Below are 21,040 nucleotides of genomic sequence, written 5' to 3'. Positions count from 1 at the left end.
ATTCAACCATTTTGTTCCCGTTGTAGCAAAATCTGTTTTCGTTTCTTCCCCCAACGATACCCTGAGATACAACCATTTTTACGCACAACACGATGACAAGGAATGATGACAGCCAATTCATTACGTGCACACGCATGAGCAACAGCACGAAAAGCATTTGGCATACCCACACGGCATGCTAATTCCTTATATGAAATTGTTTCACCACATGGTATATTACATAATGTTTCCCATACTTTTCGTTGAAAAACTGTACCACTTATATCTAAGGGAAAATTATATTTCTTTACCAACTTAGGCGTTTCTATCATGGCTATAATATGAGCAACTTCTCTTTTAAATGCATTGTCATCTACAACTTGTTGTGCATCACCAAATCGTACCATGAATTTCTGCAGTAATTGCTCTGTCGTATCTCCTAAAGCTATATGAAAAATCCCTTTTTGAGATTTTCCCACCAAAAGCTTTCCTATGGATACATCTTTAAAACAGAATATTCTCTTTTGGGAAATGTTCAGCATTTTAACTTTCTCTACATTTAAAAAAGTTTTGAACATTATCTATAAAATAAAGGGAGAGTATTTACTATCTTTTAAATCCAAACATGATTATCCTGAAATTATCTTCTTCGTTATTGTACCAAAATACACTCTCACTATTTTACGGAATGGAATCATACAGAGATTGGCTTTCTTCTTACCCTAAAGAACCAAAACTCTAACCCGATCTGATCTATCAATAATGTAGCTTCTTATCTTACAGATTCTAACAAAAAACACCTCATGTATAAATTTTCATGCCCTATATCATCGCTCTAAACAGTAGTAGCTTAGGGAACAACAAGATTAAGTTTCCCATTTCATTTTACGAAACTCTATCGAACCATAAATCATCGTTCATGTTTTATCTCCCGCGAATGCTTGAATATTCTCGTTCTTCAAAGCACTCTTATTTTCTTATAAAAGGTTATCTTTTTGATATACTGATAAGATCACTCAACCCAAAAAATAAATTTATCTTTAATTTTATGAAAAAAAGCATGGAAAAGGTATTTTAGTACTTACTTTCTTTGTCACTTAACTTATAAAATAACTTTAGCCTCAGAACTTAAATATTTTTCTTGCCACAATCGCACACGGATATTTGTCATAGGAAAAAGCCATGCCCAAACGCACAGATATAAAATCTATTCTTATCATCGGAGCAGGACCTATTATCATTGGTCAGGCATGTGAATTTGACTATTCAGGTACACAAGCTTGTAAAGCATTAAAAGAAGAAGGGTACAGAATTATTTTGGTCAATTCTAATCCTGCCACAATTATGACAGATCCAGATCTAGCGGATGCAACTTATATAGAACCCATTACGCCTGAAATCGTTGCTAAAATTATTGCCCATGAACGTCCTGATGCTCTTTTACCCACCATGGGAGGACAAACAGCTCTCAATACCGCTTTATCATTAAAGCGTATGGGTATTTTAGACCGCTATCATGTTGAAATGATAGGGGCCAATGCCGAAGCTATTGATAAAGCGGAAGATCGTGCTTTATTCCGCCAAGCGATGGCAAAAATCGGCTTGGAAACACCACGGTCTATGTTAGCCAATGCAACAGAACTGAAAGAAGAAAATCGCCGACAACATGCAAAAACGCGAGCTGAACTTAAAGACAAACTTTCTGGTGCAGCCCTTGACAAAGCCCTCGAAGAACTTGAACGCGACTGGCGACATACCGAAGCTGATCGCAAACAACATTATATCGCCCATGCAACAGCAAAAGCAGTTCAGGCGCTTGATGTTGTTGGGCTTCCAGCTATTATTCGTCCTTCATTTACCCTCGGTGGAACTGGAGGTGGGATCGCGTATAACCGCTCTGAATTTTATGAAATTATTGAACGTGGGCTTGAAGCTTCTCCTACAACAGAAGTTCTCATTGAAGAAAGTGTTTTAGGGTGGAAAGAATATGAAATGGAAGTTGTTCGTGATAAAAACGACAACTGTATCATTGTTTGTTCTATTGAAAACATTGATCCGATGGGGATTCATACCGGTGATTCGATCACCGTAGCACCTGCTCTCACCTTAACCGATAAAGAATATCAATGTATGCGTAATGCTTCGATTGCTGTCTTGCGTGAAATTGGTGTTGAAACGGGTGGATCCAATGTACAGTTTGCTGTCAATCCTGAAAACGGGCGCCTCATTGTTATTGAAATGAATCCGCGTGTCTCGCGCTCTTCAGCGCTTGCTTCAAAAGCAACGGGTTTTCCCATTGCCAAGGTAGCAGCAAAACTCGCTGTTGGCTATACGCTTGATGAATTAAAAAATGATATCACGGGAGGTGCGATACCAGCATCATTTGAGCCTTCTATTGACTATATCGTGACAAAAATTCCTCGTTTTGCTTTCGAAAAATTTCCTGGAGCATCACCTGTTCTGACGACTGCGATGAAATCTGTAGGAGAGGTCATGGCCATTGGACGTACTTTTCAGGAATCATTACAAAAAGCACTCCGTGGACTTGAAACAGGACTCACTGGTCTTGATGAAATTGTGATTCCAGAACATGCTGAAGGTGATGAAAAAAATTCTATACGCTCAGCCATTGCCATCCCAAGCCCTGATCGTCTGCGCTATATTGCCCAAGCCATGCGCGCAGGCTTACCTTTAAATGAAATTCACCAAATCAGCAAAATTGACCCGTGGTTTTTAGAACAAATAGCCTCTATCATTGAAATGGAGCAGCGTATCCGCATCCATGGCTTACCCCAGGACGCAGATAACTTACGTATGTTAAAAACTATGGGATTTTCAGATGCACGATTAGCCGCTCTTACCGGAAAAGAACCCGACGATATCGCGGCTTTACGCAAATCACTGAATGTTAAACACGTCTTCAAACGGATTGACACTTGTGCTGCTGAATTTTCTTCTCCTACCGCTTATATGTATTCAACATATGAAGTTCCCTTTGCCGGTGTAGAATACTCAGAAGCACACGTTTCTGAACGCAAAAAAATTGCTATATTAGGTGGTGGACCAAATCGCATTGGACAAGGGATTGAATTTGATTACTGTTGCTGCCACGCGGCTTTTGCACTGCGTGATGCAGGTTTTGAAGCGATTATGATTAACTGTAATCCTGAAACTGTTTCAACTGATTATGATACTTCTGATCGTCTTTACTTTGAACCTTTAACAACAGAAGATGTTATCGCTATTTTAGAAGCAGAACAGGAAAAAGGCGAACTCGTTGGAGTTATCGTTCAATTTGGCGGACAAACACCATTGAAATTGGCAAGCGCCCTTGAAAAACACAACATTCCCATCTTAGGGACCTCACCTGACGCCATTGATTTAGCAGAAGATAGAGATCGATTCCAAAAACTGTTATTTAAACTTAATTTAACACAACCTAAAAATGGAATTGCCCACTCTATCGAACAAGCACGCCTTATCGCCCATGAACTAGGCTTTCCTCTGGTTGTACGTCCCTCTTATGTTTTAGGAGGACGTGCTATGCAAATTATCCGTGACGAGCGAAGCTTGCAAAATTATTTACTTGAAACTGTTCCTGAATTAATTCCAGAAGATATCAAAGCCCGTTATCCCAACGACAAAACAGGACAAATCAATATATTACTTGGTAAAAATCCGCTTCTCTTTGATACCTATCTAACAGAAGCCATTGAAGTAGACGTTGATTGTCTTTGCGATGGCAAAGAAACACTGATCGTAGGGATTATGGAGCATATTGAAGAAGCAGGAATCCACTCTGGTGATTCAGCATGTTCTTTACCCGTCCATACGCTCTCCCATAGCATAGTCGATGAATTAGAGCGCCAAACCAAAGCATTAGCACAAGCACTTCATGTTCGTGGCTTAATGAATGTACAATATGCCATTAAAGATGACACCATTTATGTTTTAGAAGTCAATCCCCGTGCCTCACGTACTGTCCCATTTGTTGCAAAAACAATTGGTCGCCCTATCGCTAAAATGGCTGCACGTATTATGGCAGGAGAAACGCTTCATAATGCTCTCCAAGCTTATGGTGGATTGCCTTCTTCGCAGAAAAAACAACATATTGCCGTTAAGGAAGCCGTATTTCCTTTTGCTCGTTTTTCAGGTGTTGATACGCTTCTTGGTCCAGAAATGCGCTCAACCGGTGAAGTTATGGGACTTGACTATGAGTTTGCGCTTGCTTTTGCTAAAGCGCAACTTGGGGCTGGTGTAAAACTTCCTAAGGAGGGAACTTTATTCGTTTCTGTAAGAGATGAAGATAAAAAGCGCATCTTAAATCCTATAAAACGTTTAACAGAGCTTGGCTTTTCTGTTGTTGCTACAAGTGGAACACAAAAGTTTCTCACCGAACATCATGTTGAGGCAAAAAAAATCAATAAAGTTTTAGAAGGGCACCCACATATCGAAGATGCCATTCGTAATCGCCAAATTCAATTGATTTTTAATACAACCAGCACTGCCAGTGCCATCTCAGATTCCAAATCATTACGCTATGCAGCACTCATGCAAAATGTTCCCTATTACACAACAATAGCGGGAGCCGAAGCTGTTGTAGAAGCGATCAAAGCAATCAAGAAAAAGCGCCTTGAAGTACGTTCCTTGCAAAGTTATTTCAGTTAACGTTCTTGCTATGCGGACAAGCATACGCTTTTTGATACTTTTTCTCGATTTTTTCTTTGTAGAAAAAAGAGCAATTAAAGCTTGCTTTTTATTCTAAAGGCTCCTATATGAGTTTTATCGAATTTTCGGTTACGTGACTTTCTTTCCTGTGCTTTCTGCACTTTTTACGAAACTTCTCCCACCTAATTTCGATCTAAAATCGTATTGAAGAATTATCGCTTCAGTGCACAATATAATTATATATCTAAGGAGTTTCCTATGTCTACAGGAACAGTTAAGTGGTTTAATACAACAAAAGGTTTTGGATTCATTCAGCCTAGTGATGGCAGTGCAGATGTATTTGTACACATTTCCGCCGTTGAGCGTTCTGGTCTCAGTCATCTTAATGAAGGGCAAAAAATTTCTTATGATGTTCTTCAAGATCGTCGTTCAGGAAAATTTGCCGCGGGCAATCTTGCAGCGCTCTAAAGTTAAATTCTGCAATATTTTATTTGAGAATCTTCGTCTATAACGACGAAGATTTTTTACTTTATATAAAGTAAAATTGACCTCGAGAAAAAAATACTGCTTAATCTATTTTGCACAATATATCAAAATATTCCTATCCTTCTTCTAAAACTTTTATAATCCTTAAGAAAAGAATTTCTCGTTAAAATTCTCAAAAAACAATACGAAAAAAACGTATGTCAAAGTATTTTAGAAGTTTTTTATTGCATACAATATAATCTCTTATAGAATATCTTTAAAGCAATAACCATTTGTTGATATAATATAAGGATTTTAAATTATGGCTTTTATTGCCGACAAGCTGTCTCATATCAAACCTTCTGCAACAATTGCTGCTTCCCAAAGAGCCCGTCACTTAAAAACATTAGGGCACGATGTTATTGCTTTAAGTGCTGGAGAACCAGACTTTGATACCCCAGATAATATCAAAAATGCCGCCATTGAAGCCATTCGAAGGGGAGAAACAAAATACCCTCCTATATCTGGAATTGCAGAATTGCGCCAAGCAATTTCTGCAAAGTTTAAAAGAGAAAATAACCTTCTTTATCAACCTGAACAAATTATTGTTGGTACCGGAGGAAAGCAAATTCTCTTTAATGCTTTGATGGCAACATTGAATAAAGGGGATGAAGTCATTATTCCAACCCCTTATTGGGTAAGTTATCCAGAAATGGTCGCACTTAATGATGGTACGCCTGTCTTTTTAGAAACAAAAGCCGAGTTTTCTTATAAACTCCAACCACAAGAGCTAGAAGCTGCCATTACACCCAAAACAAAATGGTTCATCTTTAACTCTCCTTCAAATCCATCAGGTGCCGCTTATACATATAATGAATTGAAAAAGCTCACGGATGTTTTAGTAAAATATCCTCATATCTATATCCTTTCCGATGATATATATGAACATCTCACGTATGAAGATTTTACCTTTGTGACTCCCGCTCAAGTAGAACCTGCGCTTTATGAGCGTACACTCACAATGAATGGTGTTTCTAAAGCCTATGCGATGACGGGCTGGAGAATCGGTTATGCAGGTGGTCCACAAGAACTCATTAAAGCTATGGATACCATTCAAGGTCAGCAAACATCTGGCACGAGTATTATTTCACAATGGGCTGCGGTTGAAGCACTCAATGGGCCTCAAGACTTTATCGCTAAAAATAAAAGTATTTTTCAAGCACGCCGTGATCTCGTTGTTTCCATGCTAAACCAAACACCTGGCATTCATTGTCCAACACCCGAAGGTGCTTTTTATGTTTATCCTTCTTGCGCAGGACTTATTGGCAAAAAAACACCAAACGGCCAATATATTAGGAATGATGAAGACTTTACTATGGCGCTTCTGGAAACAGAAGCTGTCGCTGTCGTCCAAGGATCTGCTTTTGGACTTGGATCAACTTTTCGTATTTCTTATGCAACTTCAAAAAAACTACTTGAAGAAGCTTGCACACGTATCCAGTACTTTTGCAACAGCTTAATTTAAAATTTTTAACATCATCTCTTGTGATTATTTTTTGCTGAATGTCAATCTATCCTACAAAATATCAAAAGCTATATTAAGGATAGATCCTATCGATTCAGTAAAAATATTCACGCATAAACATAACAAAAAAATAGAAACTGCAGATAAAGATCAAAAAAAATCCAGCAATCAAAAAAATGAATCTGTCTGTTGTCATGAGAGATAAAAAACTGTTTAGTTTTCTCTATCCAATTTATAACATTAAGAAAGAGCTTGTACTTAAAAAAAACGATTGCCCTTATAATTAAATGGCCTTTACAATTAAATCTTTTCTATTTCTTGGCATCCTTTTCGCCTGAAAATGAAAAAATGTCTCCCCCCTCTCCGTTATACAAAATAGTTCAATTTCCCTTAATTTTTCACTATTAACCCCTTAATTGACTTACAGGTTTTATCAACAAGCCCTCAATATCCATCCTCATACTCTCATAAAAAACACTTCATGCACAAAGTTTTACATGTTTTATAGCACACTCTTAAAGAGAGAGTTTTTATGGTCCAACAGAATAAACCTCTCCCAAATTCCTCGGTGAGCTTTAGTCTACGTAAAAAAAAATTTGGATATCCGCAATTTTTGAAATCTTTTCCTTATCAATCTTCCTATGCATTGCAATCTCTAGGCATTCTTTTAGGAATAAAAAAAAGCCGGACAAATGCCCGGCAAATCTGGAAAATCTTCAGAGATAAAATCAATCTGTCAGATTTTCGTAAGGGAACACTCAAGAAAATGCAATGGGAGGCAACATAATCAAGAGATGGTATTTTATGTCATTTTATAAGCAGAATCACAATAAAGACTTAAGCGTATCTGCTATGCAATAAACACATAGCTTTAACTTTTTCTCAATCTTGGACTTCTCTCTTTAATTAAATAGAAAGAAGTCATCCTTCATATGATTGTCCAATTTTCAATGTTATAATAGCCTCCACATTTCAACACATTTATAAAAGATATTTTATCCCTTTCTGCAAAAGTATTTATCCAAACGAATACCTTCACCATATAACCTAAAATGGTTTCAGCGAGCCAATACCGTCAACTAGAGTGAAACTCATGCAAACAAGCTTGAAGTTTATTCTTTCATATCCTTTGATATACAACTATCAAAAAAGTGACCACAACTTTTAACAGAAAAAATTTTTGTGAGACAGTAGATGCGCTTGTTTTAAAATTTCTAATACCTCTCATGATAAAGGTACGTGAAACTCTGTTATCGTATCTGTCGGTCTTTCATATTCTCGAATCAATGATGATCCCCATATCATCCTCAACCTGATTTTTATGAATATAGCATAAGGGAAAAGAATGCCTCCCTGTAAGAATAAGAAAATGCAAAGTCAATTGTGGTTATGGTTGTTATTCGGCAAAATATTCTGTAAAAAGTCGAGATATCTCTCTAATCGGTTGCTGGTATATTTTGAGTTTTATAGCGTTATTTCCTTAAGAAAGTTCGTCCTTATTCTACTGCTTGTCAATCAACATCCAAAACTAACCAGCCGCAGCATATTTGAAAAAATCCTTACGATAGTTCAGCGCTTTACGAGTCCTATTAGCTTTTATATGCCAGATGGAAGTGAACGTATTTCTGTTCTGTGTAATTTTTGAAAAGAGAAGGCAACCTAATTGGAGAAAAAATATGAATTTTTAAGGGGAAAAAACAAACTGCTCTCTTTACCATCGCCTTTTAATTCAGCTTTTCAACTTTTAAAAGTCTCTAGAAAAATATCCTTTAAATAATAGAAATTGCTTATTGCCTCACGCTTTTGTTTGTCGCGTTCTTTAATGGAGACACACCCTTCAACTTTCACGTAAAATAGATCGCCATTGCGTTGCATACATACTCACGTGCTTGTTTTAAAGAAACATCTCTTCAAGACATCTACCTCCATCTCACGACTGCCCTCGTGAATGTTATAATGATAAAGCCATTTCCCCTCAATATTTATACTTGTGAAGAAGAAAGCAGACACCACTCACATACTTTTCCAGTCTTTTAATATTGCAAAAGCTCTTGGCACTTGAGGCTGTTCAAAAGAGGTATATCTTTCTTGTACATTTTTATCCACATGTTCCACGCGCTTGTGACGTGTAAGCAAGTAATTTTGATTGATTCAATATGGGAAAATTTAAAACGAAAGAATATTATGAAAATCTTAAGGTGTAAAACGCTTAATTATCTCTTATAAATTAAGGCATGAATATTAAAAAGACCACTGACGCGCTTTTAAGAAAATATAATCCCGAAAAGCATTCAACCTTGCCAAATTCTTTAAATTATAAGGATAACAAAAAAAAGTATCAAAAGAAGGGATATCGACCATATCAGGAAAAAGACGTACCAAGTGCTCATTATTATTGACAATATAATCAGGTAGCACAGCAATCCCAAGATCACGCATAAGCGCATTCTTTATTGAAATAATACTGTTGATTTGTAGAACTGAAATGCGCAATGATCCATCACTTCTACCAGCTTTTTCCAACCAATTTAAACCTGACAAATAAGGGGGAACAGGTTCACCGAACGAAATAATACGATGTTCATCGAGATCAGACAATTTTTCAGGTTTTCCGTAATTGGCAATATACTTCTCCGAAGCATAAACATGCATATGAATTGTAAATAATTTTCTTTGTATAAGATCAGGTTGTTGGGGTTGATGTAAGCGAACAGCACAGTCTGCATGACACATTGTCAAATCAAGTTCTTCATCGGAAAGCAAAAGCTGAACTTGCATATCTGGATAAAGACTAAGAAATTCTGGCATACGCTCTGCAATCCACCCTGCCCCCATTCCAAAGGTCGAAGTTACACGCAAATGCCCTGTTGGTTTTGTATAGCTTTCACTCAATTGCAAACGTACACTTTCAAGCTTCATCAAAACATCATGAGCTGTACGATAAAGAGTTTCTCCCTGTTTTGTAAGAATCAAACCACGTGCATGACGCTGGAATAAAGATACTCCAACCTCTTGTTCTAAAGCCGATACCTGTCGTGAAACTGCTGATTGGGATAAATGAAGCTTTTGAGCAGCGTGCGTAAAAGATCCCGCTTCTGCTGCAGCGTGAAAAACTCTTAACTTGTCCCAATCCAACGGTGGCGCCACAATTAATCCTACCTCTAGATTCTCTATGTTCTCGATGAATTATGAACGCTTAGTAGATATATCTAAAAAACGTTCTGCTTCCAATGCTGCCATACATCCCCTTCCCGCTGCTGTTACAGCTTGGCGAAATGTTTCATCGGTTACATCCCCTGCAGCAAAAACACCAGTAATGCTTGTTGCTGTTGAATCCGGTGCTGTCCATAAATAGCCGCTTTGCTTTTGTTTCAGCTGTCCTTCAAATAGAGAAACAGCAGGATCATGCCCAATGGCAATAAATATTCCCTCTGCCTCCACTTTCATCTCGTCACCCGTCTTAACATTTTTCAAACGTGCCCCTGTTACAACAGCGCCCCTTGCCCCCTGAGCTGGAAGCCCCATAATTTCTTCAACCACATGATTCCAAAGAACACGTACATTATTACACGCAAGCAACCTATCTTGCAAAATTTTCTCTGCCCGAAACTGTTCTCGCCGATGAACCATACTGACACTTTTTGCTATATGCGATAAATAAAGGGCTTCTTCAACGGCTGTATTCCCTCCTCCTACAACAATAACATCCTTGTCCCGATAAAAAAAGCCATCACATGTAGCGCAAGCAGAAACACCACCGCCCATAAAGGTCTGCTCACTTTCTAAACCAAGCCAGCGCGCTTGGGCGCCTGTTGCAATAATCAGTGCATCACAAGAATATTGTGTTCCTGAATCTCCATATAAGACAAAAGGATACTTCAATAAATCCGCCTTTATAATTGTATCATAGACAATTTTTGTCCCCATATTTTCAGCTTGTTTTGCCATTTGTTCCATTAACCATGGTCCCTGAATAGGATCAGAAAAACCTGGATAATTTTCAACATCCGTTGTAATTGTCAATTGTCCACCCTGCTGCAAGCCTGTCACTAAAACCGGCTGGAGCATTGCTCTTGCCGCATAAATCGCCGCTGTATAACCAGCCGGACCTGAGCCAATAATCAGCAAACGAATATGCGATTGTACCATTCAATCCCCTTCACTTTTTACAACTTAATTATTCTATAAATGATAACGGAATGCAGCCTTTTAAAAAAATATTTTTAAAGAGTCTCAATTATGTTATATGTATATCCCTTTTCAAGTTTTATGAAAAGGTCTGATTACCAATTCATTAAGGCATGCTCATGTTAAGAATTAATCTTTATCCTATAACGAGAACAACGTAGATTTTTATGAGCACAAAACCATATTAAAAAAGAGATACAAAGATAGGGAACGGTCATTTTTCATTTTATTATCAATGTCTGTGCACGTTTTGCGTTAATCATGGGAGGAGCGATGCTTTTGCCAATTTTTGTGGATTTGCACGACAATAACCGTAATTGGATAATCTTTCTCTATTCTTGTGCCATAACCACCATGTTAGCCACGCTGCTTCTTTTGGCAACGAAAGGAGCTACTTGTCGTTTTTCAGCACGACTTGGCTTTATGCTCACTGTTTGTCTGTGGCTTACAGGAAGCATCGTAGGTGCCTTACCTCTTTATCTTTCCCCTCTTCCTATTTCTCTAGCAGGAGCCATTTTTGAATCTGTTTCTGGCATTACAACAACAGGTTCCACTGTTCTTTCTGGTCTTGATAATTTATCGCGAAGTATTTTGTTATGGCGTTCTATTATATGCTGGATTGGAGGCATTGGTTTTATCGGTTTAGCTCTCTTGCTTTTGCCTTCACTGCGTGTGGGGGGCGTACGACTTTTTCATATGGAATCATCTGATAAATCTGAAAAAATATTGCCTCGCATCAACCAAATTGCTAATGGAATTATTATCGCTTATGTTGGACTTACATTGGCTTGTATGCTTTCTTATTTTGCTGCGGGCATGAGTTTATTTGATGCCATTAATCATGCAATGAGTACAGTAGCAACGGCTGGTTTTTCAACGCATGATGCTTCTTTTGGCTATTTTGCTGATACACCAGCTATTTTAATTATTTCAACAATCTTCATGTTGCTTTCTGCTTTGCCTTTCGTACTTTATGTTAAATTAGTCCTTCCTGGACACTCCAAACGATTTCTTGACCCACAAGTGATTGTTTTCCTCCATATCGTTCTCCTTTTCAGCTTTGCTTTAGCAGCATGGCTACGATTTCATGATCATCGTGCTTTTCACTTAATTTTCCTTGATGTCATTTTTCACCTTTCATCCATTATTAGCACCACAGGTTACAGCGCTGAAGATTATCAACTTTGGGGACCATTTGCGCTTGGAATTTTCTTCATTTTTTCTTTTACAGGTGGATGTGCTGGCTCTACTTCTGGTGGAATGAAAATCAATCGTCTCATTATTCTTTGGCGTCTTACACAAACAAATATAGAAAAGCTTCTTTCTCCTCATGTCGTTGTAAAGGCGCGCTACGATCACTCAAATATATCAAACGATGTTGCTCAAGCCGTTTTGTTTTTTGTTTGTCTTTATATGTTCTGCCTTATTATCGGCACTGCACTTTTGCTTACAACCGGTCTTGATTTTACCTCTTCTTTTACGGGAGTCTTAACAGCACTTTCAAATGTTGGCCCAGGCTTTGGAAATATTATTGGCCCCGTTGGTAATTTCTCTACAATCAACGATAATGCTTTATGGATTTTAAGTTTTCTAATGTTAGCTGGACGCCTTGAAATCATAACAATATTCGTCCTTTTTATTCCCGCTTTCTGGCGTGAACAATTCTAATGCATAGAGCATTTTATTCTATCATGGTAAAAAATTGACAAGATAAACAGGCATTAACAATATGCAGAATAATATTCACTCTTCAATTAATCGACTGAATATTTCCTAAAATTTTAAATAAATCATCGTATAAATGATTGACATAAAAATATTTCAGAAAAGACAATCAAGTGTCAACAGCTTTCAAAGCCATAATATATAACACTTTACATGACATTATTAAGCTTTTTTATAGAATAAAATGGATACATAGAACATCCTTTTTTTACGAATAAGCTCTCATTAAAAAAATATGAATATTTGCTGATAAAAATGTTTTTTCTCTAATAAGTTATGTCCTTGTAAAAAACAAAATATTATTTATTACAAACTCACAATTTTTTAAAAAAACATCTCACAATACTCATCACTCCCATTTCACGATAATCCTCCTAATATGTATAAAAGTGGCTCTTATTGATTTAATATTAATAGGTTTGACTTGAGAAAATCTTACGATATTCAAAGCTCTTACTCAAATTCAAAAGAAAAATTATATATATTAATCAATATATTGAGCTTATATCCATCTTATTATGAATTTGTTAAAAATATGTACGACTATTTCATCTATGGATAATACCATCACTATATTTTTTAAGATAAGGAAATATTTTTTCTATCTATTTAAGTCTTACAAAACGTAACAATATCAACACAACACCGTTAAGATAGCGCATAAATCTCTAGACTCGAGTTACAATATTATTTTCTTATTTTAAAATATCACGAGAACGAAAATAGCTTTTCTTCCTCCTCGTATGCTTTTATCATAAGCCACATATCGCTCTCAAGCGTATACATTTTTAATCCTTGATCTAAAATTTTGAAAACTTCTTATAGTATTCTACTGAAGCCAAGATCAATTTTATTAAATAACATTATATCATTGAGCTATTCTCTTAATGATTATGAAATAACCTTTAAGGGAAGTATTTTTTATCATTCCTCAAGCAGATTTTTGATATAATATTAAAGTGTTTTTTCCGCAAACAGTTCTTTGTAAACACTTTCAATCTCTCTTGCCTCTTTTTCCAAAGGAAAATGCGTACGGACATGGGTTAAAGCTTTCTTTCCGGCTACCAATGTTTTCTCCACATCAGCAAAATAAGGCTCAATTGCTGCCGTTAAAGCCAAACCATCTCCTGCTTTTACAACCGTTCCTGTTTCTTCTACAACCAATTCTTTATAAGCTCCTGCATCACTCGTTACAACCGCAACCTGTGATGCCATTGCCTCCAAGGGTGTCAAACCAAACCCCTCTGTACGAGAAGGCGCAACATAAAGGGACAGGCGACGATACCACACAGGGATATCCAGAATCTCACCAAGAAAAATAATGCGATCATTCAGACCAGCCTTAGCAATCTTTTTGCGTAATTCTTTTTCAAAATGATAATGTTGTTCTGTCGTACGACCAGCAATAAGTGCTGTCCACTCAGGATAGTGGGGCAATAATGCTATCATGGCATCAACAAATAAATCTGTTCCCTTTGAGCTGCGAACACGTCCAAAACATCCTACCGCATATTTCCCTGGAAATCCTGTCGAAGAAAAGTAATCATTAAGAGTCTGTGGTGGCGTAAAACGCCTTACATCTACCCCATGCATAATAACTTTATGAGGCACTTCTAGATAAGCACCCGTATGTGTACTAGTAGCAATAACCCTATCCATACGGCGAATCAACCATTTGGTAAAAGGCTTATGATGGCGTTGTGAAGCCGATGTAAAGATAAGTTTCAGCTTCATTTTTAAGATATCGCGCAAAAAGACCCCACAAAGCATCTCAATATTGCGCCTTGCATGCCAAATACGAAACAGCTTCCCTTTCGGACTTTTCCAAAGTCCGAAAAGGTCTATAAATGCAAGAGCCGGCATTTTTTTTGGCAATCCAAACCCCAGAGTGGATATACGCATCCCCTGTTTGCGCATCAATGGAATAAGCTGAATAATCGTAGATGTCACCCCCGATAAACGCCTCTTAAAGTGAGGTGCAATAATTTCAGTTTCTTCCAAAGATACACGCATAACACTTTAGATATTTAAATGTACTGAACCTTAATGATCTCGTAATTATGCGCACCACCAGGCGCATTCACTTCAATCACATCACCCTCTTGCTTACCAATGAGTGCACGTGCAATCGGTGAAGAAATAGAAATTTTACCAATTTTTACATCAGCTTCTTGATCCCCTACAATCTGATATACTTTTTTTTCTTCAGTATCCTCATCTAAGAGTTTAATGGTCGCTCCAAATTTGATTTTGTCACCTGAAAGACGAGAGACATCTATAACTTCTGCCCGCGCGATATAATCTTCAAGCTCATTTATACGCCCCTCATTATGACTTTGTGCTTCTTTAGCAGCATGATACTCTGCGTTTTCTGACAAATCACCATGTGCACGCGCCTCAGAAATTGCTTCAATAATTCGTGGACGTTCTTGTTGTTGACGCCAACGCAACTCTTCTTTAAGACTTTCAAAACCAGCTGTAGTCATCGGAACTTTTTCCATAACCCGTCCCTTTCTATTACACGGAAAGTTTAATAAAAATACAAAAAACGGCTTCCAAAATTACTTTTGGAATCCGAAAACTACGATCTTTTCCATTATATAGTACAGTATCCCTGTTTTCCATATAAAAAATAAATAAAGGGAACAAAACATGCACTAATAGTGCTTAAAACATCTCATTTTGGTGTTAAAAACGTTAAACTTCACTTTCCTCCTTAAAACCTCATGAAGAAGAAACAATTGTAATTTTTTTTATTTTATCATAGTCTAGTAAAAGAAATCACATTAGGATACGAAGAGAGAAAGATAATTTCTAAAGAAGCTCTTTGCAGAAAAATGAAAATTTTCGTCATTTTTTTTATGTTGGATCTTTGCTTTTTAGCCACAACGATATCTAAGGCAGCAGAGGCCTTTGTGACGACAAGTCTTAATTTTAGAACAGGCCCCAGTACTCAATATGCAGTTTGTGGCTTAATCTCTGCTGGAGAATCGGTTTTTGTTAAAAATTGTGAAGGCAATTGGTGCCATATCCGGTATAAGGCTCAAAGAGGCTGGGTATCATCGCGTTATCTTTCATTTAAAGATGGAAGTGATCTTTATCACACATATACAATGTCTTTAGTTCCAAAACCATAGTCTTTTGCTCCCCAATATACCACAATAAACTTCATATAAGATATTGATTTATAATGCTAATTTAGCATTATTTACATTGAATTAGAACCTCGAATAACGTAGGATTCTCTCATTTCAAACCTGCTTATCTTGAATCAATCAAGACCATTCGCTTGCACGTTACAAGCGGGATGAGCGTTTGGATTAAATTTGTATAAGAAAGGAATAAAAAATGCCTCTTATGAACGCTCTCAAGTGCCAAGAACTGTCGCAGCGACACCCACGGGCTGGCAAATAGTGTGATAGTGCTGGCTTGCTTCTTCATAAGCGTAAAGATGCTGGTGCTCAATGGATTTATCGTTATACCCTTCACGGACGCCACCGTGAAATGGGATTGGGAGCGTTGCGAGATGTTTCTTTAAAACAAGCCCGTGCATGTGCAAAGCAATGGCGTTCTGTTTTACGTAAGGGACGTGCCCCTATTAAAGAACGTGAGAAACAAAAGCGTGAGGCAATCAGCAATCTCCATTACTTAAAAGACATTGCTTTAGATGCTTTTGAAAGTCGTAAAGCTGAACTAAAGAATGATGGTAAAGATGGAAGCTGGTTTGTACCTTTACGCCTTCATAACAGCCATAATACCCCTTTAAATATCATCACGGCAAAAATATACATAATCCCCGAACAACCGCAAACATGTCCTTTACAAAGAAATATTTCGAAGAATTCATCTCATAAAAAACTTGATCAATATCCTAACGAAAGCTTCAGTCAACCAAAACAAACCTGTTCAATAACGCTTTGCTGTTATCGTAATGAAGTTGTAAAAATTTGTATTCCCTTTAAAATTACGAGCACTTTTCTATCAAAGGATACAACAATGAAAAATGGTGTTACTGCAACCGTAGAAGCTCTTTCTGCTCTCATTGCTTCAGGTAATCCTCTTTTTAAGAATGGTGCATTATGGACACCTCACCGCCCTATTCCTCCTGAAAAATCTGAAGGTGGTATTCCGTTTCAACTCGAAACATCCTTTAAACCGGCAGGAGATCAGCCTCAAGCCATTAAAACTCTGGTTGAGGGAATTGAAAAAGATGAACGCACACAAGTACTTTTGGGGGTTACAGGCTCAGGAAAGACCTATACGATGGCGAAAGTCATTGAACAAACACAACGTCCAGCTCTTATCTTAGCCCCTAATAAAACTTTAGCGGCACAGCTTTATGGGGAATTTAAAAGCTTTTTTCCTCACAATGCTGTCGAATATTTTGTTTCTTATTATGACTATTATCAACCAGAAGCCTATGTTGCACGCTCTGACACTTATATTGAAAAAGAATCCTCTATTAACGAACAAATCGACCGGATGCGCCATGCTGCAACACGCGCCGTATTAGAGCGTGATGACGTTATCATCGTCGCATCTGTCTCCTGTATCTACGGAATTGGTTCCGTAGAAACCTATACGGCCATGACCTTTCAAATAGAAAAAGGGGATAAACTCAATCAACGAAAACTCTTAGCTGATTTAGTCTCTCAACAGTATTATCGACAAGATATCAATTTTACTCGTGGTTCTTTTCGTGTGCGAGGAGATACAATTGAAATTTTTCCAGTCCACCTTGAAGATCGCGCTTGGCGTATCTCGCTCTTTGGCGATGAAGTAGAAACAATTACGGAATTTGATCCTCTAACGGGACAAAAAACAGAGGATCTTAAATCTATTAAAATTTATGCCAATTCACACTACGTCATACCGCGTCCAACCTTAAATCAAGCCATGAAAGCCATCAAAAAAGAACTGGTTCAACGTCTTGATGAATTGAATGCTGCTGGACGTCTTTTAGAAGCACAACGCTTAGAACAACGTACAATTTTTGATTTAGAAATGTTAGAAACAACAGGTTCATGTCCGGGAATTGAAAATTATTCACGTTATTTAACAGGGCGAAATCCTGGTGAACCACCACCAACCTTATTCGAATATATTCCACTCAATGCTCTTGTTTTTATCGATGAAAGCCACGTCACTATTCCCCAAATTGGTGGTATGTATCGCGGGGACTTTCGCAGAAAAGCCACTCTCGCAGAATATGGTTTTCGCCTCCCTTCCTGTATGGACAACCGTCCTTTGCGCTTTGAAGAATGGGACGCTATGCGCCCACAAACCATTGCTGTCTCCGCAACACCAGGACACTGGGAAATAGAACAATCCCATGGCATTTTTGCTGAACAAATCATTCGTCCAACAGGGCTTGTGGATCCAGAAACAGAAATTCGTCCAGCACGCACCCAAGTCGATGATGTCGTCAATGAAATTCGTACAACAATTCAAAAAGGCTATCGCACATTAATCACTGTCCTAACCAAGCGTATGGCCGAAGATTTAACGGAATATCTTCACGAACAAGGTATTCGCGTACGCTATATGCATTCCGACATTGATACATTAGAACGTATTGAAATTCTTCGTGATCTGCGGCTTGGCACCTTTGATGTTCTCATTGGCATCAACCTCCTTCGAGAAGGTTTGGATATTCCAGAATGCGGTTTTGTTGCCATACTAGATGCCGATAAAGAGGGTTTTTTGCGCTCAGAAACCTCACTCGTACAAACCATCGGTCGTGCTGCACGCAACGTAGATGGTCGGGTTATTCTTTATGCCGATACAATTACAGGCTCTATAGAACGTGCTTTACGAGAAACACAAAGACGTCGACAAAAACAGATAACCTACAATAAAGAGCACCATATCACACCAACCAGTATCAAAAAAAATATCGACGATATTCTCAATGCAGGAAATGAAAACCATCAAACTCTTACAAATATTTCTAATTTTATCACGCAAAATAATATGGATCGTAACAATTTAGTAAGCCATATCCAATCTCTGGAAAAATCAATGCGTAAAGCAGCAGCAGATCTTAATTTTGAAGAAGCAGCACGACTTCGTGATGAAATAAAACAACTCCAGAAAATAGAACTAGAAATCGTAGATGCTCCCTTTAAATAGCCTTAGCAAATACCCTACCCATGATCCTCCCATTACTTCTTAAGTGACACAAATCTTAATCACGAAGATGCCGCCATCAATACTAACATTTTAAAAAATCAAAAAAAGAAAAATTTAGCTCAACAAATAACCTAAAAAGTCTCAAAGACTTTCAAATAAATCTTGAATTTTCAAAAACTCATACTAGATAGCTAGTAAACAAAAGTGTGTTATAAAGCTCAATATAAAGGAAAAAGAATACTTGAAAAATTTCAAATATGAGTCTTTTTCAAAAAAAAATTTCTTAGTGAACATATTATACTGAAATAACTATAAGTTTTTCTAAAAATGCTTCTAAGTTCTCAACCAATAATAATAAATTAAAGGGAGTGTTTTTTTATGACTCCAAAAATTGATTTATAAACATAATTTATTGTTTTTCATATTGCATTAAGAACCCAAAATACTGGGAGATTCTTTCATTTCAAACCTGTTCATGATGAAATAAAAAACGTTCAAATTTTACCTGATAAACGCAACGTGTGCTTAAATAAAACTCATTATAAAAAGATTCTTATCTCTTCTGAACTATCTCAATGCCAAAGCATACTGCGAAATGAAGAGCTCAATAAATATAATGATGTCATCACCTTTGTACACTTTACAAGTGTCGAAATGGTGCTGGATTCCCCTCACGAGCAATATGCTGAAATGAAAGTGAGAACAACAAAAAATATCTTTTTAATAAGTGCATAAATTCAAAACATAATAGCATTTTATTGTATATAAGAAATATATCTTTGAAAAAGCTATAGAGCAATAATTTAAAGCAATACGTAATCTTTTCTTTTAAAGACATTGCACGTGAATAGTTTTAAAATCGTAAAGATAAATTTAAAAAAGACACTCAAAATGGGAGCTATTTTTTATCTTTACGCTTTACATATGATATGATTTTTATTGATCAAGAAAAATCACGCTAGTTTAATGCATTTTGAAATAAGTAACAAAACTCTTGAATTTTCTCTACCCAACACTTTTTTTCTACAAACTCTCTGTTAATGAAAAATAACATAAAATTCTAGAAAACATATAAACAATATCATGGTCAAATAAATACGGAAACCTTATTGTAAAAATCTTTAGGGTAATTATTTGTTTTTTTTAGAAAGAAAATTGCAAATCTCTCGAACAAAACACTTTTTTCACTAATTTTTCTCACTTTTCTAAAAAATTTACCTTATCGAAAAGTGACTAATGGTCTATGCACTTTAAAATATAAAATATTTTCTTATAATAAAAGCATAACTCTATGATAATATTGGTGATACCTTTGGTTCATATTTTTATTTTTTGAGTTATATGGAATCGTATGATGCAAGAATTATCTATTCAATGAGAAGTTTTGTTATTTTGGTAGAAAATGAGACTTTATAAATATAATTTTTATCAATTAATATAAATAGAGTGTTTTTTTTATGAAAAAAGATCTTTATTCTTGGTTTATTTTATCATTTTTTTGTCAACCAAATAGCTCTTTATTCGTTTTGTCAAAATAAAGCCAAAAGTCATTCAGATTATATTCAGTTTATCAGGTATATGATGTGAAGAAATGTGAATTTAAGTTAAGGAGTGTCGCTATGAAAAAATCTACTAAACTAGCGGTATTATCGGCGGTGTCAGCAGCAACCATTTTGGTGCCAATAGGTACAGCACTTGCAAATAGCCAATGGATGAATCATGAACATCCTATTGAGAAGCAAATAAATGATATGAGAAACGGTATGAATAAGCAAATAGAGGATATGAGGAAAGGAATGAATTCCCATTTCCCTTCTTATAGTTCTAACAACCGTTCTACTGTTGAAAGACATCATTCCTCTCATTCTCATCCTCACCGCCATGTTGACCATAAAAGGCGCGAACATCATCGTCATCATGTTGAACGCAACACATATCATTATGTAGAGCGCAAAAAAACAACACATCATCATATACATCAGCATCATGTAACGCCTAATAACTCAGGAGATGCTTTAGCAGCGGGTATTCTTGGTCTCGCGGCCGGAGCAGTTCTTGGTAATGTTTTGAAAAAACCAGAACAGCCACAAATTATCTACCAACCCATGCCCCAAAGGCAGGTTGTGTATCAAGAGGTTCCGCAAGTGGTGTATCAACAAGTTCCTCAAACCCAAATTATTTATGAATCTCAGTCAACAGCTACATACCAACCACTCCAGCAACCATGGACGCGTGGCTGGCTTCAATATTGCAAGAAAAAATACCGTTCATTTAACCCCCAAACAGGTACTTTTCGAGGCTATGATGGACAAGACCACTTTTGTTATGCTCCATTGAACTAATATTTTTACTTTGCTG

12 protein-coding genes and 1 pseudogene are annotated in these 21,040 nt (G+C 36.9%); 8 read left to right on the top strand and 5 right to left on the bottom strand.

Annotated features, from left to right (window positions below; genetic code table 11):
- Positions 1-2: 2 nt before the first annotated feature.
- Complete coding sequence (locus tag B5V81_RS02880) at positions 3-521, bottom strand: methylated-DNA--[protein]-cysteine S-methyltransferase (RefSeq protein WP_212112018.1); 519 nt, start codon at positions 519-521, stop codon at positions 3-5.
- 640 nt (positions 522-1,161) lie between these two features.
- On the opposite strand from B5V81_RS02880, the gene carB reads away from it, so the two are divergent.
- The 3 genes from carB (at position 1,162) to B5V81_RS02865 (ending at position 6,637) form a co-directional block, all read left to right on the top strand.
- Complete coding sequence (carB, locus tag B5V81_RS02875) at positions 1,162-4,647, top strand: carbamoyl-phosphate synthase large subunit (RefSeq protein ID WP_212112016.1); 3,486 nt, start codon at positions 1,162-1,164, stop codon at positions 4,645-4,647.
- Positions 4,648-4,905: 258 nt separating this feature from the next.
- Positions 4,906-5,115, top strand: coding sequence for a cold-shock protein (locus B5V81_RS02870; protein ID WP_212112009.1), 210 nt, complete (start codon positions 4,906-4,908; stop codon positions 5,113-5,115).
- 319 nt (positions 5,116-5,434) lie between these two features.
- The gene (locus B5V81_RS02865; RefSeq protein WP_212112007.1) at positions 5,435-6,637 is read left to right on the top strand and encodes a pyridoxal phosphate-dependent aminotransferase; all 1,203 of its coding nucleotides are present in this window, start codon (positions 5,435-5,437) and stop codon (positions 6,635-6,637) included.
- A gap of 2,241 nt (positions 6,638-8,878) precedes the next feature.
- On the opposite strand, the gene B5V81_RS02860 is transcribed toward B5V81_RS02865, so the two are convergent.
- Positions 8,879-9,784, bottom strand: coding sequence for a LysR family transcriptional regulator (locus B5V81_RS02860; protein ID WP_039759773.1), 906 nt, complete (start codon positions 9,782-9,784; stop codon positions 8,879-8,881).
- 39 nt (positions 9,785-9,823) lie between these two features.
- Positions 9,824-10,786 (bottom strand): thioredoxin-disulfide reductase, encoded by a 963-nt coding sequence (gene trxB / locus B5V81_RS02855; protein ID WP_212112005.1) that lies wholly within the window; start codon positions 10,784-10,786, stop codon positions 9,824-9,826.
- Positions 10,787-11,098: 312 nt separating this feature from the next.
- Between trxB and B5V81_RS02850 the strand changes: the two genes are divergently transcribed.
- Positions 11,099-12,493, top strand: a complete 1,395-nt coding sequence (locus tag B5V81_RS02850) for a TrkH family potassium uptake protein (RefSeq protein WP_212112004.1) — start codon at positions 11,099-11,101, stop codon at positions 12,491-12,493.
- 1,011 nt (positions 12,494-13,504) lie between these two features.
- On the opposite strand, the gene B5V81_RS02845 is transcribed toward B5V81_RS02850, so the two are convergent.
- A complete protein-coding gene (locus tag B5V81_RS02845) occupies positions 13,505-14,563 on the bottom strand; it encodes a glycosyltransferase family 4 protein (protein WP_212112003.1) in 1,059 nt (352 codons plus the stop codon).
- Positions 14,564-14,577: 14 nt separating this feature from the next.
- Complete coding sequence (greA, locus tag B5V81_RS02840; RefSeq protein ID WP_005773808.1) at positions 14,578-15,051, bottom strand: transcription elongation factor GreA; 474 nt, start codon at positions 15,049-15,051, stop codon at positions 14,578-14,580.
- A 336-nt stretch (positions 15,052-15,387) separates the two neighbouring features.
- Here greA and B5V81_RS02835 point away from each other — a divergent pair, with 336 nt between their 5' ends.
- The 4 genes and pseudogenes from B5V81_RS02835 (at position 15,388) to B5V81_RS02820 (ending at position 21,024) form a co-directional block, all read left to right on the top strand.
- Entirely contained in the window at positions 15,388-15,687 is a 300-nt protein-coding gene (locus B5V81_RS02835) for an SH3 domain-containing protein (protein WP_212112002.1), read from the top strand.
- 292 nt (positions 15,688-15,979) lie between these two features.
- Positions 15,980-16,108 (top strand): annotated as a pseudogene (locus B5V81_RS09150) (Arm DNA-binding domain-containing protein); the annotation flags it as partial.
- 438 nt (positions 16,109-16,546) lie between these two features.
- Entirely contained in the window at positions 16,547-18,682 is a 2,136-nt protein-coding gene (gene uvrB, locus B5V81_RS02825) for an excinuclease ABC subunit UvrB (RefSeq protein WP_212112134.1), read from the top strand.
- A 1,619-nt stretch (positions 18,683-20,301) separates the two neighbouring features.
- The gene (locus tag B5V81_RS02820; RefSeq protein WP_212112001.1) at positions 20,302-21,024 is read left to right on the top strand and encodes a BA14K family protein; all 723 of its coding nucleotides are present in this window, start codon (positions 20,302-20,304) and stop codon (positions 21,022-21,024) included.
- The last annotated feature ends 16 nt before the right edge of the window (positions 21,025-21,040 follow it).

It is taken from the genome of Bartonella queenslandensis, assembly GCF_018155095.1.
Lineage (GTDB): Bacteria > Pseudomonadota > Alphaproteobacteria > Rhizobiales > Rhizobiaceae > Bartonella > Bartonella queenslandensis_B.
This window is presented reverse-complemented; position numbering and strand designations above follow the sequence as displayed.